General features: G+C 68.2%; 20 protein-coding genes. 13 read left to right on the plus strand and 7 right to left on the minus strand.

The window, feature by feature from the left end; all coding sequences use genetic code 11:
- Positions 1 to 65 precede the first annotated feature (65 nt).
- From BAMB_RS02580 to BAMB_RS02610, 7 genes are all read right to left on the minus strand, one after another.
- Positions 66 to 1,481, minus strand: a complete 1,416-nt coding sequence (locus BAMB_RS02580; protein WP_011655919.1) for a DUF3426 domain-containing protein — start codon at positions 1,479 to 1,481, stop codon at positions 66 to 68.
- A 45-nt stretch (positions 1,482 to 1,526) separates the two neighbouring features.
- Positions 1,527 to 2,429 (minus strand): 50S ribosomal protein L11 methyltransferase, encoded by a 903-nt coding sequence (prmA, locus tag BAMB_RS02585; protein WP_011655920.1) that lies wholly within the window; start codon positions 2,427 to 2,429, stop codon positions 1,527 to 1,529.
- Positions 2,430 to 2,431: 2 nt separating this feature from the next.
- Entirely contained in the window at positions 2,432 to 3,799 is a 1,368-nt protein-coding gene (gene accC, locus BAMB_RS02590; RefSeq protein WP_006752252.1) for an acetyl-CoA carboxylase biotin carboxylase subunit, read from the minus strand.
- An 85-nt stretch (positions 3,800 to 3,884) separates the two neighbouring features.
- A complete protein-coding gene (gene accB / locus BAMB_RS02595; RefSeq protein WP_011655921.1) occupies positions 3,885 to 4,358 on the minus strand; it encodes an acetyl-CoA carboxylase biotin carboxyl carrier protein in 474 nt (157 codons plus the stop codon).
- A 66-nt stretch (positions 4,359 to 4,424) separates the two neighbouring features.
- Positions 4,425 to 4,877 carry a type II 3-dehydroquinate dehydratase gene (aroQ, locus tag BAMB_RS02600; RefSeq protein WP_006756005.1) on the minus strand — a complete coding sequence of 151 codons (453 nt, stop codon included), beginning with the start codon at positions 4,875 to 4,877 and terminating at the stop codon, positions 4,425 to 4,427.
- A 194-nt stretch (positions 4,878 to 5,071) separates the two neighbouring features.
- Positions 5,072 to 5,626 carry a TlpA family protein disulfide reductase gene (locus tag BAMB_RS02605; RefSeq protein WP_011655922.1) on the minus strand — a complete coding sequence of 185 codons (555 nt, stop codon included), beginning with the start codon at positions 5,624 to 5,626 and terminating at the stop codon, positions 5,072 to 5,074.
- 7 nt (positions 5,627 to 5,633) lie between these two features.
- Positions 5,634 to 6,278, minus strand: a complete 645-nt coding sequence (locus tag BAMB_RS02610) for a UDP-N-acetylmuramate--alanine ligase (RefSeq protein WP_011655923.1) — start codon at positions 6,276 to 6,278, stop codon at positions 5,634 to 5,636.
- 223 nt (positions 6,279 to 6,501) lie between these two features.
- Here BAMB_RS02610 and mpl point away from each other — a divergent pair, with 223 nt between their 5' ends.
- From mpl to araG, 13 genes are all read left to right on the plus strand, one after another.
- Positions 6,502 to 7,887, plus strand: a complete 1,386-nt coding sequence (mpl, locus tag BAMB_RS02615; protein WP_011655924.1) for a UDP-N-acetylmuramate:L-alanyl-gamma-D-glutamyl-meso-diaminopimelate ligase — start codon at positions 6,502 to 6,504, stop codon at positions 7,885 to 7,887.
- Entirely contained in the window at positions 7,884 to 8,453 is a 570-nt protein-coding gene (locus BAMB_RS02620) for a YqiA/YcfP family alpha/beta fold hydrolase (RefSeq protein ID WP_011655925.1), read from the plus strand. The genes mpl and BAMB_RS02620 overlap by 4 nt, the downstream gene beginning before the upstream one ends.
- Positions 8,454 to 8,534: 81 nt before the next feature.
- Positions 8,535 to 10,625, plus strand: a complete 2,091-nt coding sequence (locus tag BAMB_RS02625; RefSeq protein WP_011655926.1) for an RNB domain-containing ribonuclease — start codon at positions 8,535 to 8,537, stop codon at positions 10,623 to 10,625.
- Entirely contained in the window at positions 10,622 to 11,488 is an 867-nt protein-coding gene (gene aroE, locus BAMB_RS02630) for a shikimate dehydrogenase (protein ID WP_011655927.1), read from the plus strand. The genes BAMB_RS02625 and aroE overlap by 4 nt, the downstream gene beginning before the upstream one ends.
- A gap of 14 nt (positions 11,489 to 11,502) precedes the next feature.
- On the plus strand, positions 11,503 to 12,240 hold the full coding sequence (gene mtgA / locus BAMB_RS02635; RefSeq protein WP_011655928.1) for a monofunctional biosynthetic peptidoglycan transglycosylase: 738 nt from the start codon (positions 11,503 to 11,505) through the stop codon (positions 12,238 to 12,240).
- A gap of 434 nt (positions 12,241 to 12,674) precedes the next feature.
- The gene (locus BAMB_RS02640) at positions 12,675 to 14,285 is read left to right on the plus strand and encodes a S10 family peptidase (RefSeq protein WP_011655929.1); all 1,611 of its coding nucleotides are present in this window, start codon (positions 12,675 to 12,677) and stop codon (positions 14,283 to 14,285) included.
- An 84-nt stretch (positions 14,286 to 14,369) separates the two neighbouring features.
- Complete coding sequence (locus BAMB_RS02645; RefSeq protein WP_011655930.1) at positions 14,370 to 14,768, plus strand: hypothetical protein; 399 nt, start codon at positions 14,370 to 14,372, stop codon at positions 14,766 to 14,768.
- A gap of 335 nt (positions 14,769 to 15,103) precedes the next feature.
- A complete protein-coding gene (locus tag BAMB_RS02650; protein ID WP_011655931.1) occupies positions 15,104 to 16,003 on the plus strand; it encodes an IclR family transcriptional regulator in 900 nt (299 codons plus the stop codon).
- Positions 16,000 to 17,025, plus strand: coding sequence for a 2-dehydro-3-deoxygalactonokinase (locus BAMB_RS02655; RefSeq protein ID WP_011655932.1), 1,026 nt, complete (start codon positions 16,000 to 16,002; stop codon positions 17,023 to 17,025). Before BAMB_RS02650 ends, BAMB_RS02655 begins: the two co-directional genes overlap by 4 nt.
- A 23-nt stretch (positions 17,026 to 17,048) precedes the next feature.
- On the plus strand, positions 17,049 to 17,726 hold the full coding sequence (locus tag BAMB_RS02660; RefSeq protein ID WP_011655933.1) for a 2-dehydro-3-deoxy-6-phosphogalactonate aldolase: 678 nt from the start codon (positions 17,049 to 17,051) through the stop codon (positions 17,724 to 17,726).
- On the plus strand, positions 17,726 to 18,505 hold the full coding sequence (locus BAMB_RS02665; protein WP_041491315.1) for an SDR family oxidoreductase: 780 nt from the start codon (positions 17,726 to 17,728) through the stop codon (positions 18,503 to 18,505). The genes BAMB_RS02660 and BAMB_RS02665 overlap by 1 nt, the downstream gene beginning before the upstream one ends.
- A gap of 102 nt (positions 18,506 to 18,607) precedes the next feature.
- Entirely contained in the window at positions 18,608 to 19,603 is a 996-nt protein-coding gene (locus BAMB_RS02670; RefSeq protein WP_006755510.1) for an arabinose ABC transporter substrate-binding protein, read from the plus strand.
- A gap of 68 nt (positions 19,604 to 19,671) precedes the next feature.
- Positions 19,672 to 21,183, plus strand: coding sequence for an L-arabinose ABC transporter ATP-binding protein AraG (gene araG / locus BAMB_RS02675; protein WP_041491316.1), 1,512 nt, complete (start codon positions 19,672 to 19,674; stop codon positions 21,181 to 21,183).
- The last annotated feature ends 88 nt before the right edge of the window (positions 21,184 to 21,271 follow it).

Raw genomic sequence — 21,271 nt, forward strand, 5'->3', positions numbered from 1 at the left:
CTCCGAAATAGCGCGCCGCTGCGGCGCGCGGGTTGAGACGGCGCGCATGCGCGCGCCGCGGGGCGTCACGGATAGAAGATCTGGACGCGGAAATTCGAGGCGGGCGTGCCGTTCGTGTCGAGGCGGACGACCATCGTCTGCGTCGAGCCGGGCGGCAGCCCGGCGTCGATCGGCGTGCCCGGACGCACGTAGTCTCGCGGCGCGAGCACGCGGCGCACGGTCACGTGATTCGTGTCGTCGAGCAGCGTCAGCTCGAGCGACGGATAGGCGAGCGCGACGCGGTAGCGGTTCGTCAGCGGCACCTTCAGCTCGAGCGTGCGCGGGCCGTCGATCTGGCGCAGGTCGGTCGCGTCGAGCCGCAGGCCGTCGATCGCGCGCGGCGGCGTGAGCCTGCAGCCGAGCGGCGCGCACGCCTGCCGGAACCAGCTCTGCGTGACCGGCCAGTAGATCATCACGGTTTCGCGCTGCCACCACGCGAGTTGCGCGACGAGCAGCACCGCGAGCGCCGCGGCGACGAGCCCGCCGAAAAAGCCGCCGAGCATCCCGCGTCGCGGCGGCGCGCCCGTCTCCCGCGTCTCGCGCGTCACGGCGAAATGCGGGCGGTCGTCATCGGTTAGCGCGGCGGGGAAGGGGAGGGCCGGTTGGGCGGCCGGTTGGATGTCCGGTTCGGCGGTCGGTTCGCTGGCGGCCGCGGTCGGTGCGGGCGCGCGTTCGTCGGCGTGGGTGTCGGGTCCGGATTCGGGTGCCGATTCGGGTTCGGATACGGCTTGCGCCGGCCTGAACGCGAAGCGCGGTTCGCGCGGTGCGTGCTCGTCGTCGGGCACCGCGAAGCGCGCGTTGCCAACCGGTTCAGCGGGCTCCGCTGCGGCTGGTTCGGCCGACGGCGTGTGCGCGACGAAGCGCGGTTCACGCAGGTCCGGCTCGGCGGTGGGCGCGGCGAACGACGTGCCCGACGCGTCGGTTTCGTGCAGCGTCGCGTCCGGCTCGGCCGCTTGCATGTGCGCGGCGTCCAGCTCGGCAGGGGCGGAGGCAATCGGTGCGGGCGTGCCGGAAAGGCGCACGACACCGGCTTCGATGGCCGGCAGCGCGAGCGGCACCAGCGGCTCGGCGCGCACGGTCTGCACCGTGTGCTGCAACGATGGATCGACGCCGGCATCGAGCCACGGCGCCCACATGTCCCAGCCTTCCGGCTTGTAGTCGATATCGGATGCTGACTTGACGGGGGCGTCGGTGGCGAAGAGCCGCGCGGGGGCGGCGTCGGGTGCGGCGTCGGATTGCGGGGCGGCGGCGCCCGGCCCGGCCGGTGCCGCTTCGGTCAGCGCCGGGTCGGGCTGCCGAGCCGGATCAGGTACGAGCGACTGCGCGGCGTTGAAGACCTGCTGGCAGTGTCCGCAGCGCACGAGCCCGTCATGCAGCGAGAGCTGTTCCTGCTGCAGCCGGAAGACGGTTTCGCAATGAGGGCAGCGCGTCGCAAGAAGCATGTCGAGCCGGGCGGCCTGCTGGCCAGAGTGAAGGACAGCGCTATTCTAATGGCTTTCGCGCCGGGTTCCGGCGAGGCACACCCAACCTTCGTGTTCGCGCCAGACCGAGATGTCGACGTAGCGCGCATAGACGGCCGCGACTTCGTCCGCCTGGCGCGCGAGCACACCCGACAGCGCGATGCGCCCGCCCGGTTTCACCTTCGACGCGAGCATCGACGCCATCAGCTTCAGCGGGTTCGACAGGATGTTCGCGACGACGATGTCGAATTCGCCGGCCGGGCACGCGTCGGGCAGCCCGTACGTGACTTCCGCATGGTTGCGTTCGCTGTTCTGGCGCGCCGACTCGACCGCCTGCGGATCGATGTCGATGCCCACCACGGGGTTCGCCCCGCATTTGCGCGCGAGGATCGCGAGAATGCCGGAGCCGCAGCCGTAGTCGAGTACCGACTGGCCGGGCTTCACCGACTGCTCGAGCCATTCCATGCACAGGCGCGTGGTCGGGTGGCTACCGGTGCCGAACGCGAGACCGGGGTCGAGTTCGAGGATCAACGCGTCGGGGTCGGGCGCGTCGTGCCACGACGGCACGACCCAGATCCGCTCGCCGATCGGAATCGGCTCGAATTGCGACTGCGTGAGCCGCACCCAGTCCTGTTCCTCGACTTCGCGCACGTCGAACTTCGGGGTTTCAGTGACGCCGATGTCGTTCACGGCCGCCGCGAGCAGCACGGCCGGCTCGTGATCGGGCGACAGCAGCGCGATCACGCGCGAGCGCTGCCACGCGGTGCGATCGGGAACCAGGCCGGGCTCGCCGAAGAGCGGCTGTTCGTCGGGCGTGTCGGCATCGGCGTCTTCGACGGACACCGACAGCGCGCCGAGTTCGAGCAGCGCGTCGGACAGCGCCTCCGCATGCTCACGGGCCAGTTCGACGACGAGTTCGCGATAGCTCATGCTTACGCTTCTTCCGGTGCGACCTGCTGCTTCTGGGCGAGCCGGTGTTCGAGGTAGTGGATGCTGGTGCCGCCTTCGACGAACTTCGAGTCGATCATCAGCTCGCGGTGCAGCGGAATGTTCGTGTGGATGCCTTCGACGACCATTTCCGACAGCGCGATGCGCATCCGGCGGATCGCCTGGTCGCGTGTCGCGCCGTAGGTGATCAGCTTGCCGATCATCGAATCATAGTTCGGCGGCACGAAATAGCCATTGTATGCATGCGAGTCGACGCGCACGCCGGGGCCGCCCGGCGTATGCCACGACGTGATCCGGCCCGGCGACGGCGTGAACTTGAACGGATCTTCCGCGTTGATCCGGCATTCGATCGCATGTCCGCGGAACTGGATGTCGCGCTGGCGCAGCGCGATCTTCTCGCCGGCCGCGATGCGGATCTGTTCCTGCACGATGTCGACGCCGGTGATCATCTCGGACACCGGGTGCTCGACCTGCACGCGCGTGTTCATCTCGATGAAGTAGAACTCGTTGTTCTCGTACAGGAATTCGAACGTGCCCGCGCCGAGGTAGCCCATCTTCTTGCACGCGTCCGCGCAGCGGTCGCCGATGCGCTCGATCAGGCGGCGCGGAATGCCGGGCGCCGGCGCTTCCTCGATCACCTTCTGGTGACGGCGCTGCATCGAGCAGTCGCGCTCGCCGAGCCAGATCGCGTTCTTGTGCGCGTCCGACAGCACCTGGATTTCGATGTGGCGCGGGTTCTCGAGGAACTTCTCCATGTACACCTGCGGGTTGCCGAACGCACGGCCGGCTTCCTCGCGGGTCATGTTGACCGCGTTGACGAGCGCGGCCTCGGTGTGCACGACGCGCATGCCGCGCCCGCCGCCGCCGCCCGCTGCCTTGATGATGACCGGATAGCCGATCGTGCGCGCAATCTTGACGATCTCCTTCGGATCGTCCGGCAACGCGCCTTCCGAGCCTGGCACGCACGGCACGCCGGTCTTGATCATCGTCTGCTTCGCGGTGACCTTGTCACCCATCATGCGGATCGTTTCCGGGCGCGGCCCGATGAACGTGAAGCCCGACTGCTCGACGCGCTCCGCGAAATCGGCGTTCTCCGACAGGAAGCCGTAGCCGGGGTGAATCGCCTCGGCATCGGTGACTTCCGCGGCGCTGATCAGCGCGGGCATGTTCAGGTAGCTCAGGTTCGACGGGGCGGGACCGATACAGACGGCTTCGTCCGCGAGGCGCACGTACTTGGCTTCCTTGTCGGCTTCCGAGTAGACAACCACCGTCTTGACGCCGAGTTCGCGGCACGCGCGCTGGATGCGCAGCGCGATTTCACCGCGGTTGGCAATGAGGATTTTTTCAAACATAGCGAGTATTCGTCTCTTCGAGGGGCGCGCGAACGGCGCCTGGCGAGCATCGGCGGCGCGCGGCCGGCAGGGCCGCGCGGCGGACTTAGCCGATCACGAAAAGCGGCTGGCCGTATTCGACGGCCTGGCCGTTCTCGACGAGGATTTCCTTGACGACGCCGGCCTTGTCCGACTCGATCTCGTTGAGCAGCTTCATCGCTTCGATGATGCAGATCGTCTGGCCTTCCTTGACCGTGTCGCCCACCTGGACGAACGGGTCGGCGCCGGGCGACGGCGCGCGATAGAACGTGCCGACCATCGGCGACGTCACGACGTGGCCCTGCGGGACGGCCGGTGCGGCTGCCGCGCCTGCGGCCGGCGCGGCGGCGCCGTCGGTCGGCAGCGCGGCCGACGGAGCGGGCGCGCTGACCTGCGGGGCAAACCCAGCCGTCTGCTGCACGTAGACCGGCGGCGCGTTCTTGACGATGCGCACCTTGCCTTCACCTTCCGTGACTTCCAGCTCGGAGATGCCGGATTCGGAAACGAGGTCGATCAGAGTTTTCAGCTTACGAAGATCCATCGGGAATTCCCCTTTCAATACGTGAAAGCGCCGGTTAGGGGCCGGCGCTGAATCTAGATCGCGAAATCAGCCGCGCGACGCGCCTTGCAGCTTGTCCAGCGCGTACTCGAGCGCGTACAGATAACCTTTCCAGCCGAGCCCGCAGATGACGCCTTCGGCCTGGTCGGAAAAGTAGGAGTGATGCCTGAACGCTTCGCGGCGGTGCACGTTCGACAGGTGAATCTCGACGAACGGGATGCCTACGCCGGCGATCGCGTCCCGGATCGCGACGCTGGTGTGCGTATACGCGGCGGGATTGATCAGGATGAAATCGGTCTGTTCCTCCCGCGCGGCCTGGATGCGGTCGACGAGCGCGCCTTCATGGTTGCTCTGGAACGACGACAGCTCGGCGCCGGCTTCCTGCGCCCGCGCGGCAAGCGCCTGATCGATCTGCGCGAGCGTGACGCGGCCGTACACCTCCGGTTCCCGGGTGCCGAGAAGGTTCAGGTTGGGGCCGTGCAGCACCAGCAATCGTGTCATGGTCGCTTCTATTTCTGCGGAATTGCGCGAACTTTAGCGCTATTTAGAGAAATTTGTCTAGTTTTGCCGAACGGCCAGGCGCGCCGGACCTGCAAGAATTACCGGCAGGACCGCAAAGTATCAGCGAATTTCCGTGAAATTGCGGCGATCGACGCACAAATCGCCGCCAACGTGCGGGCGGCCGTTCAGGACGATCACAGCGCGTCGAGGGTCTTTCTCAGCTCGGCCGGCTGGATTTGTCCTAATTTTGTCTCGCGAATCTTGCCGGTTTCGTCGATGACGACCGTAAACGGCAGCGCGCCGGCCGTATTTCCGAAATTTCGGGCCAGATCGGCGCCCGCATAACCGCTGACGAAAACCGGATAGTCGACCTTCACCTTCTGGAGAAAGTTCTTCACGTTCTGATCGGAATCGACGCCGATCCCGATGAAGCGGACGCCTTTCTGCTTGTATTGATGCGACAGCGCGACGAGCTCCGGCATCTCCTCCACGCACGGGCCGCACCACGACGCCCAGAAATTGACCACGACCTTCTGGCCCTTGAAGGAGGCGAGCGACGCCGGCTTGCCGTCGACGCCGGTCAGCGACGCGGCCCACAGCTGGTCGACCGGGTTGCCCTGCGCGGCGGGCGCCGCGACGGCGACGCCGTCATCGGCGCTGCCGCCGCGGAACCAATGGCCGGCGGCGAGCCCGCCGGCGACGGCGGCGGCCGCGACCACCGCGAGCGCCAACATGCGTTTCGTCATCATCGTTGAATCATTCCGGTTCGGAAGGAGCGTTGCTGGCCTCGAGCAGCGCGCGCAATGCGGTGGCATCCGCGCGCGCGACCCGGCCGCGCGCGTCGGCCTTGACCGCACCGCGCAGGTCGTCGCTCGCGTAGAGCGCGACGTGAATGCCGATCGCGTCCACGTCGCGCCGCGGGCGCCACAGGAAGCTGAGCGTCTCGACGTCGGCGCGGCCGGCGAAATGTCGCGTCTCGGATACGTCGTACTGAACGTTCTGGTTCAGCAGGTAGATCGCGACGTCCTTCGGGTTGTCGGTGAATATCTGCAAATGGATGTCCGAATGCTCGTTCGCGGTACCGTGCAGCACCGCGCCCGTCACATACGGATTGAACTCGGCGAGCCGGCGCATCCAGTCGAGCGCGAGCTCGCGCAGGCGGCGCAGTTCGTCCGGCTGCGTGTCGCTCTGGAACAGCGCGAGGTACTCGCGCAGCTCTTCCTCGATCAGGTCGTTATCGGGCAGCCATTCGCCGGCAACGCGCGTATCGCCGAACAGCTGGCGCGCGGCCTTGCGCTTCGCGCTGGCGTAATCGAGGCCGTCCTCCGCGATCAGGCGGGCGGCGGACTGGGCGATTTCCTCGCGGGCGCGCCGCGGGTCGACAAGAGGTTTGCGAGACATGATCCGGCAATCATACTCGATCGCCGTCGCGCCCGAATGCGGTGCCGCCGCGTGCCGGGCAGCATCCGCGATCCGTCGTTCGGGCCGCCGGGCACGGCGGGGCGTCAGTTACAATGGCGGTCTTTGTGTCGCGGCGAAAGTCGTTGGCCGGGCGGCCTGTCCGGCGTGCCGCAGACCTTCCTTTCCGAATCGACGGCGCCCGGCGGCGCGAAAGCATTCATCTATGCACATCCACATTCTTGGCATCTGCGGCACCTTCATGGGCGGTCTTGCCGTGCTCGCGCGCGAGGCGGGCCACACGGTGACGGGTTGCGACGCGGGCGTCTATCCGCCGATGAGCACGCAGCTCGAGGCGCAGGGCATCACGCTGATCGAGGGCTACGGCGCCGAGCAGATCGACCTGAAACCCGACCTGTTCGTGATCGGCAATGTCGTGACGCGCGGCAACCCGCTGATGGAGGCGATCCTCGATCGCGGCCTGCCTTACGTGTCCGGCCCGCAATGGCTCGGCGAGCACGTGCTGGCGGGCAAGTGGGTGCTGGCGGTCGCGGGCACGCACGGCAAGACGACCACGTCGTCGATGCTCGCGTGGCTGCTGGAAGATGCCGGCCTGAACCCGGGCTTCCTGATCGGCGGCGTGCCGCTGAACTTCGGCGTGTCGGCCCGGCTGACCGATTCGAGCTTCTTCGTGATCGAGGCCGACGAATACGATACGGCGTTCTTCGACAAGCGCTCGAAGTTCGTCCACTACCGGCCGCGCACCGCGGTGCTCAACAATCTCGAATTCGATCACGCGGACATCTTCCCGGATCTCGCCGCGATCGAAACGCAATTTCACCATCTCGTGCGTACCGTGCCGGGTGTCGGCCGGCTCGTGACCAACGGCCGCTCCGACGCGCTGGAGCGCGTGCTTGCACGCGGCTGCTGGAGCGAGGTCGAGCGCTTTGGCGTGGACGGCGGCTGGCAGGCGCTGCCGGCCGAGGACGGCGTGCCGGTCGACGAACGGTTCGCGGTGTATTCGCAGTCGGAGCGCGTCGGTGAAGTCGCGTGGCAGGTGCAGGGCGACCACAACCGGATGAACGCGCTCGCCGCGATCGCCGCCGCGCGCCACGTCGGCGTGCCGCCCGCCCAGGCCGCGGAATCGCTCGCATCGTTTCGCAACGTGAAGCGGCGCATGGAAGTGCGCGGCAGCATCGACGGCGTGACCGTGTACGACGACTTCGCGCACCATCCGACCGCGATTGAAACCACGATCGCCGGCCTTCGTGCGCGCATCGGCCGACAAAATTCCCGCATTCTCGCGGTGCTCGAGCCGCGCTCGAACACGATGAAGCTCGGCGTGATGAAGGCGCAACTGCCGGCCAGCCTCGCGGACGCCGATCTGGTGTTCGGCTATGGCGCGCCTGCCGGGCGCGACGTGCTCGGCTGGAACCTCGCCGACGCGCTCGCACCGCTCGGCGACAAGGCCCGTGCGTTCGACGATCTCCATCTGCTGGTGAAGTCGGTCGTCGAGGCCGCGCGCCCGGGCGACCACGTGCTGGTGATGAGCAACGGCGGCTTCGGCGGTGTGCACCAGAAGCTGCTCGACGCGCTCGGGAGCCGCGCGTGATCCTGTACCTACACGGGTTCCGGTCGTCGCCGGAGTCGCAGAAGTCGCGGCTGCTCGCCGCGCGCATGGCTGAGCTCGGCCGCACGCACGAATGGCGCTGCCCGTCGCTGTCGGTGTCGCCGCTCGATGCGATCGCCGTGGCGGAAGCCGAGGTGGCCGGGGCGCGCGACGTGACGGTGATCGGCAGCTCGCTCGGCGGCTACTACGCGACCTGGCTGGCGGAAAAGCACGGCTGGAAGGCGGTGCTGCTGAATCCGGCGATCGTGCCGCAACGCGATCTCGAACAGTATCTGGGCGAACAGCCGTTGTGGCACGGCGGCGGCTCGATCGTCGTCGAACGCCGTCACCTGCAGGAGCTCGATGCGCTGCGCGTGCCGGCGATTTCGCGTCCCGAGCGCTACTATCTGTTCGCGGCGACGGGCGACGAAGTGCTGGACTACCGCGAGATGCTCGCCCACTACCCGGGCGCGAAAACGCGCGTGATCGAAGGCAGCGATCACGGAATCAGCGAATTTGCCGACTATGTCGACGACGTTCTCGCTTTTTGCGACGACACAACGTCATGAGCCCGGCGTCATGCCGATCGAATTCCCATCATCATGCGGCGCCGCCAATGCGGCGCCCGGCAGTCTGAACGAGAGTACTGAGTGAACGTTTTCTTCGAGGAATCGGGCAGTTTCAAGGCGGGCAGCGTGCTGTCGCGCCAGGGCGACGCGTTTCAGGTCGAGTTGCCCGGCGGGCGGCGGGCGAAGGTGCGCGCAAAAGACGTGCTGATCGAATTCGAGAAGCCGGCCGCGAGCGAACTGATGCAGGAAGCCGACACGGCCGCGCAGCAGATCGACCTGGATTTCCTGTGGGAATGCGCGCCGGCGGAAGAATTCACCTACACGGCGCTGGCCGCGGAATACTTCGGCGCGACCTACGGGGCGGTCGAGCGCGCGGCGCTGGTGCTGCGGCTGCACGGCTCGCCCGTCTACTTCCGCCGCAAGGGGCGCGGCCAGTACCAGCGCGCGCCGGAAGATCAGCTCAAGATGGCGCTCGCGTCGCTCGAGCGCAAGCGCCAGCAGGCGCTCGTCCAGGTCCAGTATGAAGAGGAGCTGAAGGCCGGCAAGCTGCCGGAGGCGTTCGCGGGCAAGGTGCTCGGGCTGCTGACGCGGCCGGACAAGAATTCGATCGAATACAAGGCGCTCGAGGCGGCGGCCGGCGCGCGCGGCGTGTCGCCGGCGCGGCTGATGCTCGACTGCGGCGGCGTCGCGTCGGCGCGTGCGCTGCACGAGGCGCGTTTCCTCGCAGAATTTTTCCCGCACGGCACGGGCTTTCCGCCCGTCACGGTCGGCCCGCTGCCGGACGACCTGCCGCGCGCGGACGTCGAGGCGTTCTCGATCGACGACGTCACGACGACCGAAATCGACGATGCGTTCTCGGTCGAGCACCTGGCCGACGGTCGCGTGCGGATCGGCGTGCACATCGCGGCGCCGGCGCTCGGCATCGTGCGCGGCGACGCGGTCGATGCGATCGCCCGTACGCGCCTGTCGACCGTCTACATGCCGGGCGACAAGATCACGATGCTGCCGGACGACGTCGTCGACGTGTTCACGCTGAAGGAGGGCGACTACCGCCCGGCGCTGTCGCTGTACATCATCGTCAACCGCGAGACGCAGGACATCGTCGCGAACGAGACGCGCGCCGAACTCGTGTACGTGAAGAGCAACCTGCGCCACAACACGCTCGACGAGCTCGTCAACGAGGAGACGCTCGCGGCCGGCACCGGCGACTACCCGCACAAGGACGACATCGCCGTGCTGTGGCCGCTCGCGCAGGCGCTGTTCGAGAAGCGCCAGGTCGCGCGCGCGGGCTATGGCCTGAAGCGCGAGGTGCAGCGCAACACCGACTACAACTTCTACGTCGAAGGCGAGCACGTGACGATCACGCCGCGTCGCCGCGGGTCGCCGCTCGACCTGATCGTGTCGGAGCTCGCGATCCTCGCGAACTCGACGTGGGGTGCGTTCCTGCACGATCACACGGTGCCGGGCATCTACCGCTCGCAGCGCGGCTTCGGCGCGCCGGGCCCGAAGCGCACGCGGATGCAGACGTCGGCCGCGCCGCACGAAGGCCTCGGCGTCGCGCAGTACGCGTGGAGCACGTCGCCGCTGCGCCGCTACGTCGACCTCGTGAACCAGTGGCAGCTGCTCGCGTGCGTGCAGCACGGCGTCACCGCGAAGCTCGCCGCGCCGTTCAAGCCGAAGGACGCCGACCTGTACGCGGTCGTGCAGGGCTTCGACGACACCTATACCGCGTACGCCGACTACCAGCGCCGGATGGAATACTTCTGGTGCCTGCGCTGGCTCGCGCAGGAGCAGAAGAAGCAGGTCGTCGCGAGCGTCGTGAAGGGCGATCTCGTGCGTCTCGAGGAAATTCCGCTGCTGCTGCACGTGCCGGGGCTCGGCGTGCATGCGCGCGGCACGCGCGTGCTGCTCGACGTGATGTCGCTCGACGAGCTGACGATCGAGGCGTCGGTGCGACTGCTGAACGTGCTCGACGCGCCGACCGTGACGAGCGGCGAGGCGGCCGAGGACGAAGACGAAACCGAAGGCGGCGACGACACGCTGGTCGATGCGGAAGACGCGTCGGCGCAAACCGAGGCCGAAGCGCTGGCCGAATCGGACGGCGCGGCGGCCGAAGGCGGCGATGCCGCGACCGGCAACGGCCAGGCAAGCGAAGAGGGCCGCGCATCATGACCGCGATCGCGCCGACGAGCGGCGTCGACCGCTACGTGGTGTTCGGCAATCCGGTGGCGCACAGCAAGTCGCCGTTCATCCACGCGCAGTTCGCCGCGCAGACGGGCGAGGCGATCACTTACGAGCACCGGCTCGCGCCGGTGGACGGCTTCGAGGCCGCCGTGCGCGCGTTCGTCGCCGAAGGCGGGCGCGGCGCGAACGTCACCGTGCCGTTCAAGCTCGACGCGCATGCGCTCGCCGACACGCTGTCGCCGCGCGCGGCGGCGGCCGGCGCGGTAAACACGCTGCGTTTCGACGCCGACGGCCGCATTTACGGCGACAACACCGACGGTGTCGGCCTCGTGCGCGACATCGAATCGAATCTCGGCGTGTCGCTCGCAGGCGCGCGCATCCTGCTGCTCGGCGCGGGCGGCGCCGCCCGCGGCGTCGTGCTGCCGATGCTCGAGCGCGCACCGCTGTCGATCACGATCGTGAACCGCACCGCGAGCAAGGCCGAGACGCTCGTCGGTCAGTTCACGCAGGCCGCGCACGATGCGGGCTGCGTGCTGGCGGGCGGCGGCCCGGACACCGTACGTGCCGAACCGTACGACGTGATCGTCAACGCGACGGCCGGCAGTCTCGATGCGGCGCTGCCGGAGTGCGACGCTGCCGCGTTCGGTGCCGGCACGCTGGCCTACGACATGATGTATGGCGCGCAGCCGACCGTGTTCATGCAGCATGCGGCGTCGCTCGGCGCACGCACGGCCGACGGTCTCGGCATGCTGGTCGAGCAGGCGGCCGAATCGTTCTTCATCTGGCGCGGCGTGCGGCCGGACGGCGCACCCGTGCTGGCCGCGCTGCGCCAGGCGCTCGCGGCGGCCTGAGCGGAGCGCGGCAGGTGGCGGCGGTAAGCGGCATGCGGCGCACGCGCACGGTCAGCCCGACCCGCTGGATCGTCTATGCGGGTTCGGTGTTCGCGGGCGCGTGGCTCGCGACGCAGCTGTTCTATCTCGTGCAGATCGCGCTGTGGTCGTTCATCAATCCCGGTTCGACCGCGTTCATGCGTACCGACGCATGGTGGCTGTCGCGCGACAAGCCGCCCGCGCAGGTCCAGCACCAGTGGGTGCCGTACGACCAGATCTCGCGCAACCTGAAGCGCGCGCTGATCGCGTCGGAGGATTCGACCTTCGCGACCAACAACGGCTACGACGTCGACGCGATCCTGCAGGCGTGGGAGAAGAACAAGGCGCGCGGCCGGATCGTCGCGGGCGGCTCGACGATCACGCAGCAGCTCGCGCGCAACCTGTTCCTGTCGCGCGAGAAAAGCTACATCCGCAAGGGGCAGGAGCTGATCATCACGTGGATGCTCGAGACGGTGCTCGACAAGGAGCGGATCTTCGAGATCTACCTGAATTCGGTCGAATGGGGCCGCGGCGTGTACGGCGCCGAGGCCGCCGCACGCTATTACTACCGGATTCCCGCGAGCCGGCTCGGCGCGTGGCAATCGGCGCGCCTCGCGGTGATGCTGCCGAAGCCGCGCTGGTTCGACGCGCACCGCGGCTCGGCCTATCAGGCGCAGCGCGCGGCCGTCATTGCCCGCCGGATGGGCGCGGCCGAGCTTCCGCAATCGCAGTGAGGCAGTGAGCGGCGCGCTCGCGCCGTTGCATTGTCCATTCCGTCGCCGGCGCGCGATTGGTGCGCTGCAGCGCATGCGTATCGCCCGGATTTCGGGTCGCATTGTTTAGACGAAATCGTCTATTTCGCTTTACTGAGCAATCCCCGCAGCCGCGCGGTTTTGTTTGCCGATATGGCACGAAATCCGCGCGGTTTCTCCGTTTCAACGGTCACGCGCCACACGCTGAAAGCCGGCTGAAAAACGATGGTGTGCGAATCGAAGCATTCCTGAAAGGTGTGCGCCGCACCGACCTTCGCTCGAATATTTCCAAATTTTTCAAAGCCGACCCGCTCGCGTATATTGGCCAGCGCCTCGGCTTATCGGCCGCAATCGAGGCGGGGGGCGGCGTACCCGGCTGCTCGACACAAAAAACATTCGAGAGAAGGAAAGCAACGATGCCAGCGAGCAAAGCGAAGCTGTTGTTGGGAGTTGTGTTCTCTTCGCTGATTCTGACGGCCTGCAACGACGACGTGACGTCGTCCGCCGCAACCGGTGCCGCCAACTCAGCCGATCCCGCCGCTCAGGTGGACAGGCCGTACAACGATCCCAATAGTTATTCGTCGAGCGCGACCGCGTCGCTCGACGCGTCCGCCGCGGTCGAGAAGGCCGCCGTCACCCATCACCAGATCACGCTGAACGGCCACACGATCCGCTACACGGCCACCGCCGGCCACCTCGTCGCGCGCAATCCGCAGACGGGCGCGCCCGAAGCATCGTTCTTCTACATCGCGTACACCGCCGACAACCAGCCCGCCGCGAAGCGCCCCGTCACGTTCCTGTACAACGGCGGCCCCGGTTCCGCATCGGTGTGGCTGCATCTCGGCTCGTTCGGTCCGAAACGGATCCAGACGGGCGACCCGAACGCGAACACGTCGACGTTCCCGTTCGTCGACAACGCGGAGAGCCTGCTCGATACGACCGACCTCGTGTTCGTCGATGCGATCGGCACCGGCTTCTCGGAAGCGATCGCGCCGAACACGAACCAGACGTTCTGGGGTGTCGACCAGGACGGCGGCGCGTTTCGCGATTTCGTGATGCGCTACCTCGCCGTGAACCAGCGCAACGATTCGCCGAAATACCTGTTCGGCGAATCGTATGGCACGCCGCGCACCGACGTGCTCGCGAACCTGCTCGAGACGGCCGGCGTGAAGCTCGCCGGCATCGTGCTGCAGTCGTCGATCCTGAACTACAACGCGAACTGCGACATGGCGAGCGACTACATCGGCAACTCGAACAACGGGTCGAGCCCGGTGAGCTGCGCGGGGTTCGTGCCGTCCTACGGCACCGTCGGCGCGTACTACCAGCTCGACAATCCGAATCCGTCGAGCCTGCCGCAGTATGCGGACCAGATGCGGCTGCTGACGGCCGGCAGCTACGCGCCTGCCGTGAACGCGTATCTCGCGAGCCACACGCCGCCTCCGCCGACGCTCGTCACGACGATGGTGAATTCGACCGGCGTGAAGCAGTCGCTGTGGAATGCGGACTTCAACGTGGTCCCGACGTTCTTCGACAACAGCTTCCAGGTGGCGCTGATCCCGGGCACGCTGATCGGCCGCTACGACGCACGCGTGAACGTGCCGTCGTCGAGCCCGCTCGCGGCCGACGGCGACCCGTCGAGCACGTTCATCACGAAGCCGTTCACCGACACGATCGGCAGCTACCTGCCGAACGTGCTGAAGTACAGCGCGCAGTCCGCGTATTCGCTGAGCAGCAACGCGATCAACACGTGGGACTGGTCGCACGACGGCCTCGCGATGCCCGACACGATCCCCGATCTCGCCGCGGCGCTGACGCTCAATCCGTCGCTGAAGGTGCTGTCGCTGAACGGGTATCACGACATCGCGACGCCGTTCTACCAGACCGAGCTGGACCTCGCGCGGCTCGGGTCGCAACCGAACCTGACGATCAAGGACTATCAGGGTGGACACATGGTCTATCTCGACGATACGTCGCGTCCGCAGGAGAAGGCCGACCTCGTGACCTTCTACAACGCGGCCGCGCATTGATGCGATGGGCGGGCCCGGCGACGCGCGCCCGTGGTGGCGCCGTTGGCCGGCCGTCGACGACCTCATTCCAGACTGGAGCCTGACATGAAGAAACGTTTCATCGTCGTTGCCGCGGCGCTTGCATGCGCCGGCGCTGCAACATTCGCATCCGCGTTCGCGCAGGCGAGCGACGCCGCCACTCCGGCGCGCGCGCGCCAAGCGCAGCTCGGCGATCCGTACGTGCCGCCGGCCGCGCGCAAGCCGACCGCCGGCACGCAGACGACGGGCGCCGCGCTGCACGCGCAGGTGGTGCGCAAGCTCGCGCGGCAGTTCGGCACGGCCGATACGGAGAACACCGGTTCGATCACCGAAGCGCAGGCGCGCGCGGCGGGCCTCGGCTATGTGGCAAACCACTTCCGGCAGATCGACGCGAGCGGCAGCGGCCGCGTGTCGTTCTCCGACGTGCAGCGCTACATGCAGGCGCGCAGCACGAACCAGCAATAAGCAAGGCGCGCATGGATAACGGGGGCGGAACCCGCGACGCGTCGGGTTCCGCCCCCGTGCACGTGGCGCGGCCATTTCGGCGCCATCGCCGGCTTTTCTCATTATCTGGACAACGCATTCAAATATTGGAGACGAGTGCGTGCGCTCCTACAATCCGAAGCACATCGACAGCTTCGGACCCACGCATCGCGCGGCGCCCGAGCACACGGAGACACCTTCCATGAAGTTCGCCGGGCGCTTTCCTCGGTGCATCGACCGCCGCGTTGCCGCGACGCCCGACCTCGTTCCGGCTTCGCGACCGCCGCTTCACCGATTCCGCTGAAGAAGCCCGTTCCATGACCAAGATGCCCGAATCCCTTGCCCTCGACGCCCGGCGTGCGACGCCGGACGATGCGCCGCTGACCGACAGCATCGGCGCGACCAGCACGCCGCTCGACCTCGCCGCGCAGCAGGCCGGCACGCAGACGCTGTTGCGCGGCCTCGCGATCCTCGAAGCGATCGCGAACGGCGCGCGCGACATGCGTGCGATCGGCGCCGCGCTCGGCACGACGCGCAGCACGACGCACCGTCTCGTCAGCAGCCTCGTGCAGGCGCGCTACCTGCGACAGGTGCAGGGCGGTTACCTGCTCGGCCCGAAGCTGATCGAGCTCGGCACGATCGCGCTCGAGCAGATGCCGCTCACGGCGGTCGCGCGGCCCCACCTCGAAGCGCTCGCGGAAGCGACGCTCGACACGATTCACCTCGGCGTGCGCGACGGCGACGACGTGCTGTACATCGACAAGATTCCCGGCACGCGTGGCCTCGAGATGCGTTCGCGCGTCGGCCACCGGATGCCGCTCGCCTCCACCGGCATCGGCAAGGCGATGATGCTCGACCTCGATCCGGACGTGTGGCGCTCGCTGTTCGAAGCCGCGCGCCGCGCACTGGCCGGCGTCAATTTCAAGCCGGACAACCGCCCCGAGACGAGCGCGTTCCTGCAGCGCATGGCGCACTACGCGGCCGGCGGCTACACGTTCGACCTCGAGGAAAACGAGGCGTCGATCCGCTGCGTGGCCGCGCCGATTCGCGACGCATCGGGCGCGGTCGTCGCGGCCGTGTCGGTCGCGAGCACGATTCCGTACATGCCGCACGACCGGATGGATGAACTGATTCCGCTCGTGCAGCGTGAAGCGCGAGCCATTTCCGCTGAACTGGGCTGGAGCCCGCCGCAAGGTACCCGCAGGATCAAACGATGACCCATTCGACCCGGACCGCTCCGGACGCCAACTCCGCCGCCCCGTCGCTGATTGCGCTCGACTGGGGCACGACGTCGCTGCGCGCGTATCTGTTCGATGCGCACGGCGCGCTGCTCGACACGCGCAGCCGCGCGGCGGGCGTGATGCACGTGCCGGCCGGCGGCGCGCGTGCGTTCGACGTCGTGTTCGAGGAAGCGTGCGGCGACTGGCTCGACCGCGCGCCCGGCGTGCCGGTGCTGGCCGCCGGGATGGTCGGCAGCGCGCAGGGCTGGCGCGAGGCGCCGTACGTCGCGGTGCCGGCCGGCGCCGATGCGCTCGTCGCGGGCCTCGTCACGGTGACGACGGCGCGCGGCACGGCGGTGTCGATCGTGCCGGGCGTGATCGCGACGGGCGAATTGCCCGACGTAATGCGCGGCGAAGAAACGCAGATATTCGGCGCACTCGCGAACGATTCTCTGCTTGATGCCGATCGTTCAGGGCTACTGATCGGCTTGCCGGGCACGCATGCGAAGTGGGCGTGGGTGAAGGACGGGCTCATCGAGCGCTTCCAGACCTTCATGACGGGCGAGCTGTTCGCGGCGCTGCGCGATCACACGATCCTCGGCCGCACGATGCGCGCGAGCCCGTCGCCCGACCGCGCGGCATTCGCGCGCGGCGTCGCGGTCGCCCGCGGCGCGCAGCGCGCGGGGCTGCTCGCGACGATCTTCAGCACGCGCACGCTCGGCCTGACCGACCGGCTCGCGCCCGATGCGCAGGGCGACTACCTGTCCGGCCTGCTGATCGGCCACGAACTCGGCGCGCTCGACGCGATGCTCGCGGAGCGCGGTGTCGCGCTCGCGAACCAGCCGCTGCTGCTGATTGGCGACGACGGATTGTGCGCGCGCTATGTCGATGCGCTGCGCGTGTTCGGCTGCCTGCATGCGCGCGTCGTCGCGCAGGCGACCGAGCGCGGCCTGTGGTGGATCGCATCGCGTGCCGGACTCGTGCGCGCGGACGGCGAGCCCGTCTGCGCCGATCAATGAACCGATTTGAAGAGGAACCATCGATGTCGTCCGAACTCACGTTGCCCGCGCCGTACACGCCGCATCCCGCGTTGATGCGGGCGTTCGACGCGTGCCCGCTGATCGCGATCATGCGCGGCATCACGCCCACCGAAGCGGCCGACCACGGCCTTGCGCTGCACGAAGCCGGCGTGCGGATCGTCGAGGTGCCGCTCAACTCGCCCGATCCGTTCGACAGCATCGCGGCGCTGCGCCGCGCGTTGCCGGACGACATGATCGTCGGCGCGGGCACCGTGCTGCGCGCCGAATTCGTCGACCGCGTGCAGGACGCCGGCGGCACGCTGATCGTGATGCCGCACAGCGACGCGGCCGTGATCCGCCGCGCGCGCGAGCGCGGGCTCGCGAGCGCCCCGGGCGTCGCGACGCCGACCGAGGCGTTCGCCGCGCTCGCGAACGGCGCCGACGTGCTGAAGATGTTCCCGGCCGAGCAGCTCGGCGTGCCCGTCGTGAAGGCGTGGCGCGCGGTGATCGACCGCGCGGTGCCGCTGCTTCCGGTCGGCGGGATCACGCCGGATAACATGCAGCCGTTCCTCGCGGCCGGTGCCAACGGCTTCGGCCTCGGCTCGGCGCTGTACCGGCCCGGCCAGTCGGCGGACGCGACGCTCGCGAATGCGCGCGCGTTCCAGGCCGGCCTGCGCGCGGCGCTGGGCGGAGCCGCATGATGGGACGGCTCGCGGGCAAGGTCGCGGTGGTGACGGGCGCGGGCCGCGGGATCGGCGCCGCGATCGCGCAGGCGTTCGCGCGCGAGGGCGCGGCCGTCGCGCTCGTCGACCTCGACTTCCCGCAGGCGCAGCGCACGGCGGCCGCGATCGCCGCCGGCATCGACGGCGCGCGCGTGCTCGCGCTGCATGCGGACGTCGCGCGGCAGGACTCGGTGCGCGACGCGTTCGCGCAGACCGAAGCGGCGCTCGGCCCGCTCGACGTGCTGGTGAACAACGCCGGCATCAACGTGTTCGCCGATCCGCTGACGATGACGGACGACGACTGGCGCCGCTGCTTCGCGGTCGATCTCGACGGCGTGTGGCACGGTTGCCGCGCGGCGCTGCCCGGGATGGTCGAACGCGGCCGCGGCAGCATCGTGAACATCGCGTCGACGCATGCGTTCCGGATCATTCCCGGCTGCTTTCCGTACCCGGTCGCGAAACACGGCGTGCTGGGCCTCACGCGCGCGCTCGGCATCGAATATGCGGCGCGCAACGTGCGGATGAACGCGATCGCGCCCGGCTACATCGAGACGCAGCTCACGCGCGACTGGTGGGATGCGCAGGCCGACCCGGCCGCGGCGCGCGCCGAGACGCTCGCGCTGCAGCCGATGAAGCGGATCGGCAAACCGGAGGAAGTCGCGATGACGGCCGTGTTCCTCGCGTCCGACGAGGCGCCGTTCATCAATGCCGCGTGCATCACCGTCGATGGCGGGCGCGCGGCGCTGTACCACGATTGACGCAACGATTCGAAAGACCGCACGTGCGACGGCCGCGCGCACGCTGCGTCGAAACCAACAAGCGGCTGCATCCCGTTCGATGAAGACAAGGAGACACTGGAGATGAAACGCAGAACGTTCGTAACGCTGGCCGCCGCGGCGGCGGTGGTGATGGGCAGTCCGGTCGCGCACGCGGCCGATCCGGTCAAGATCGGCTTTCTGGTGAAGCAGCCGGAAGAGCCGTGGTTCCAGGACGAATGGAAATTCGCCGAGATGGCCGCGAAGGACAAGGGCTTCACGCTCGTGAAGATCGGCGCGCCGTCGGGCGAGAAGGTGATGAGCGCGATCGACAACCTGTCCGCGCAGAAGGTGCAGGGCTTCATCATCTGCACGCCCGACGTGAAGCTCGGGCCGGGCATCGTCGCGAAGGCGAAGTCGCACAACCTGAAGATGATGACGGTTGACGACCGCCTCGTCGACGGCGCGGGCAAGCCGATCGAGTCGGTGCCGCACATGGGGATTTCCGCGTACAACATCGGCAAGCAGGTCGGCGACGGCATCGCGGCCGAGATCAAGAAGCGCGGCTGGAACATGAAGGAAGTCGGCGCGATCGACATCACGTACGAGCAGCTGCCGACCGCGCACGACCGCACGAGCGGCGCGACCGACGCGCTGGTGGCGGCCGGCTTCCCGAAGGCGAACGTGATCGCGGCGCCGCAGGCGAAGACCGACACCGAGAACGCGTTCAACGCGGCGAACATCGCGCTCACCAAGAACCCGCAGTTCAAGCACTGGGTCGCCTACGGCCTGAACGACGAAGCCGTGCTCGGCGCGGTGCGCGCGGCCGAAGGGCGCGGCTTCAAGGCGGACAACATGATCGGCATCGGTATCGGCGGTTCCGACTCGGCGCTCAGCGAATTCAAGAAGCCGCAGCCGACGGGCTTCTACGGCACCGTGATCATCAGCCCGAAGCGCCACGGCGAGGAAACCTCGGACCTGATGTACGCATGGATCACGCAGGGCAAGGCACCGCCGGCGCTGACGCTGACGACGGGCATGCTCGCGACGCGCGACAACGTGTCGAAGGTGCGCGACGAGATGGGGCTCGCATCGAAGTAAGCGGCTTGCCGGCTGCCGCGGCGATGCGGCAGCCGGCGATCGATGGATCTGCAAAGTGGGGAGACGACGTGTCAGCGGCACTGCGTTTTGACAATATCGGCAAGGTATTTCCCGGCGTGCGCGCACTCGACGGCATCTCGTTCGACGTGCATGCGGGCGAGGTGCATGGCCTGATGGGCGAGAACGGCGCGGGCAAGTCGACGCTGCTGAAGATTCTCGGCGGCGAATACCAGCCCGATGCGGGCAGCGTGCTGGTCGACGGCCAGCCCGTGCATTTTTCGAGTGCGGCCGCGTCGATCGCGGCCGGCATTGCGGTGATTCACCAGGAACTGCAGTACGTGCCCGACCTGACGGTCGCGGAGAACCTGCTGCTCGGCCGCCTGCCGAACGCGCTCGGCTGGGTGAAGAAGGGCGAGGCGAAGCGCCATGTGCGCGAACGGCTCACCGCGATGGGCGTCGATCTCGATCCCGACGCGAAGCTCGGGCGGCTGTCGATCGCGCAGCGGCAGATGGTCGAGATCTGCAAGGCGCTGATGCGCAACGCGCGCGTGATCGCGCTCGACGAGCCGACGAGCTCGCTGTCGCATCGCGAGACCGAGGTGCTGTTCAAGCTCGTCGACGACCTGCGCGCGCAGGGCCGCGCGCTGATCTACATCTCGCACCGGATGGACGAGATCTACCGGCTGTGCGATGCATGCACCATCTTCCGCGACGGGCGCAAGATCGCGTCGCACGAATCGCTCGCCGACGTGCCGCGCGAGCAGCTCGTCGCCGAGATGGTCGGGCGCGAGATTTCGGACATCTACCATTACGCGCCGCGCGCGCTCGGCGACGTGCGGTTTTCGGCCGAAGGCGTCGACGGCCCGGCGCTGCGCGAACCGGCGAGCTTCTCGGTGCGCGCGGGCGAGATCGTCGGGTTCTTCGGGCTGGTCGGCGCGGGGCGCAGCGAACTGATGCGGCTCGTGTACGGCGCGGATCGCCGGCGCGCGGGCGAGCTGACGCTCGACGGCAAGCGCATCGACGTGAAGCGCACCGGCGACGCGATCCGCCACGGCATCGTGCTGTGTCCGGAGGACCGCAAGGAAGAAGGGATCATCGCGATGGCGTCGGTCGCGGAGAACATCAACATCAGCTGCCGCCGCCATTCGCTGCGCGCCGGGCTCTTCATCGACCGCAAGACCGAAATCGAGACGGCCGACCGCTTCATCCAGCGGCTGAAGATCAAGACGCCGAACCGCCGGCAGAAGATCCGCTTCCTGTCGGGCGGCAACCAGCAGAAGGCGATCCTGTCGCGCTGGCTCGCGGAGCCCGACCTGAAGGTCGTGATCCTCGACGAGCCGACGCGCGGGATCGACGTCGGCGCGAAGCACGAGATCTACGACGTGATCTACCGGCTCGCGGAGCGCGGCTGCGCGATCGTGATGGTGTCGTCGGAACTGCCGGAAGTGCTCGGCGTGTCCGACCGCATCGTCGTGATGCGCGAAGGCCGCATCGCGGGCGAGCTGGCGCGCGCGCAGGCGAACGAGCATGCGGTGCTCAGCCTCGCGCTGCCGCAGACGAGCGTCGCCGAGGCGGCCTGACGCGGTGTCAGGTCGCCGCGGGCGATGCAGGATATTCGAATCGATCACGCGCGGCGCGGGCCGCGCGATGCAGGAGCAGGAGACACAA

This window comes from Burkholderia ambifaria AMMD (assembly GCF_000203915.1).
Taxonomy (GTDB): Bacteria; Pseudomonadota; Gammaproteobacteria; order Burkholderiales; family Burkholderiaceae; genus Burkholderia; species Burkholderia ambifaria.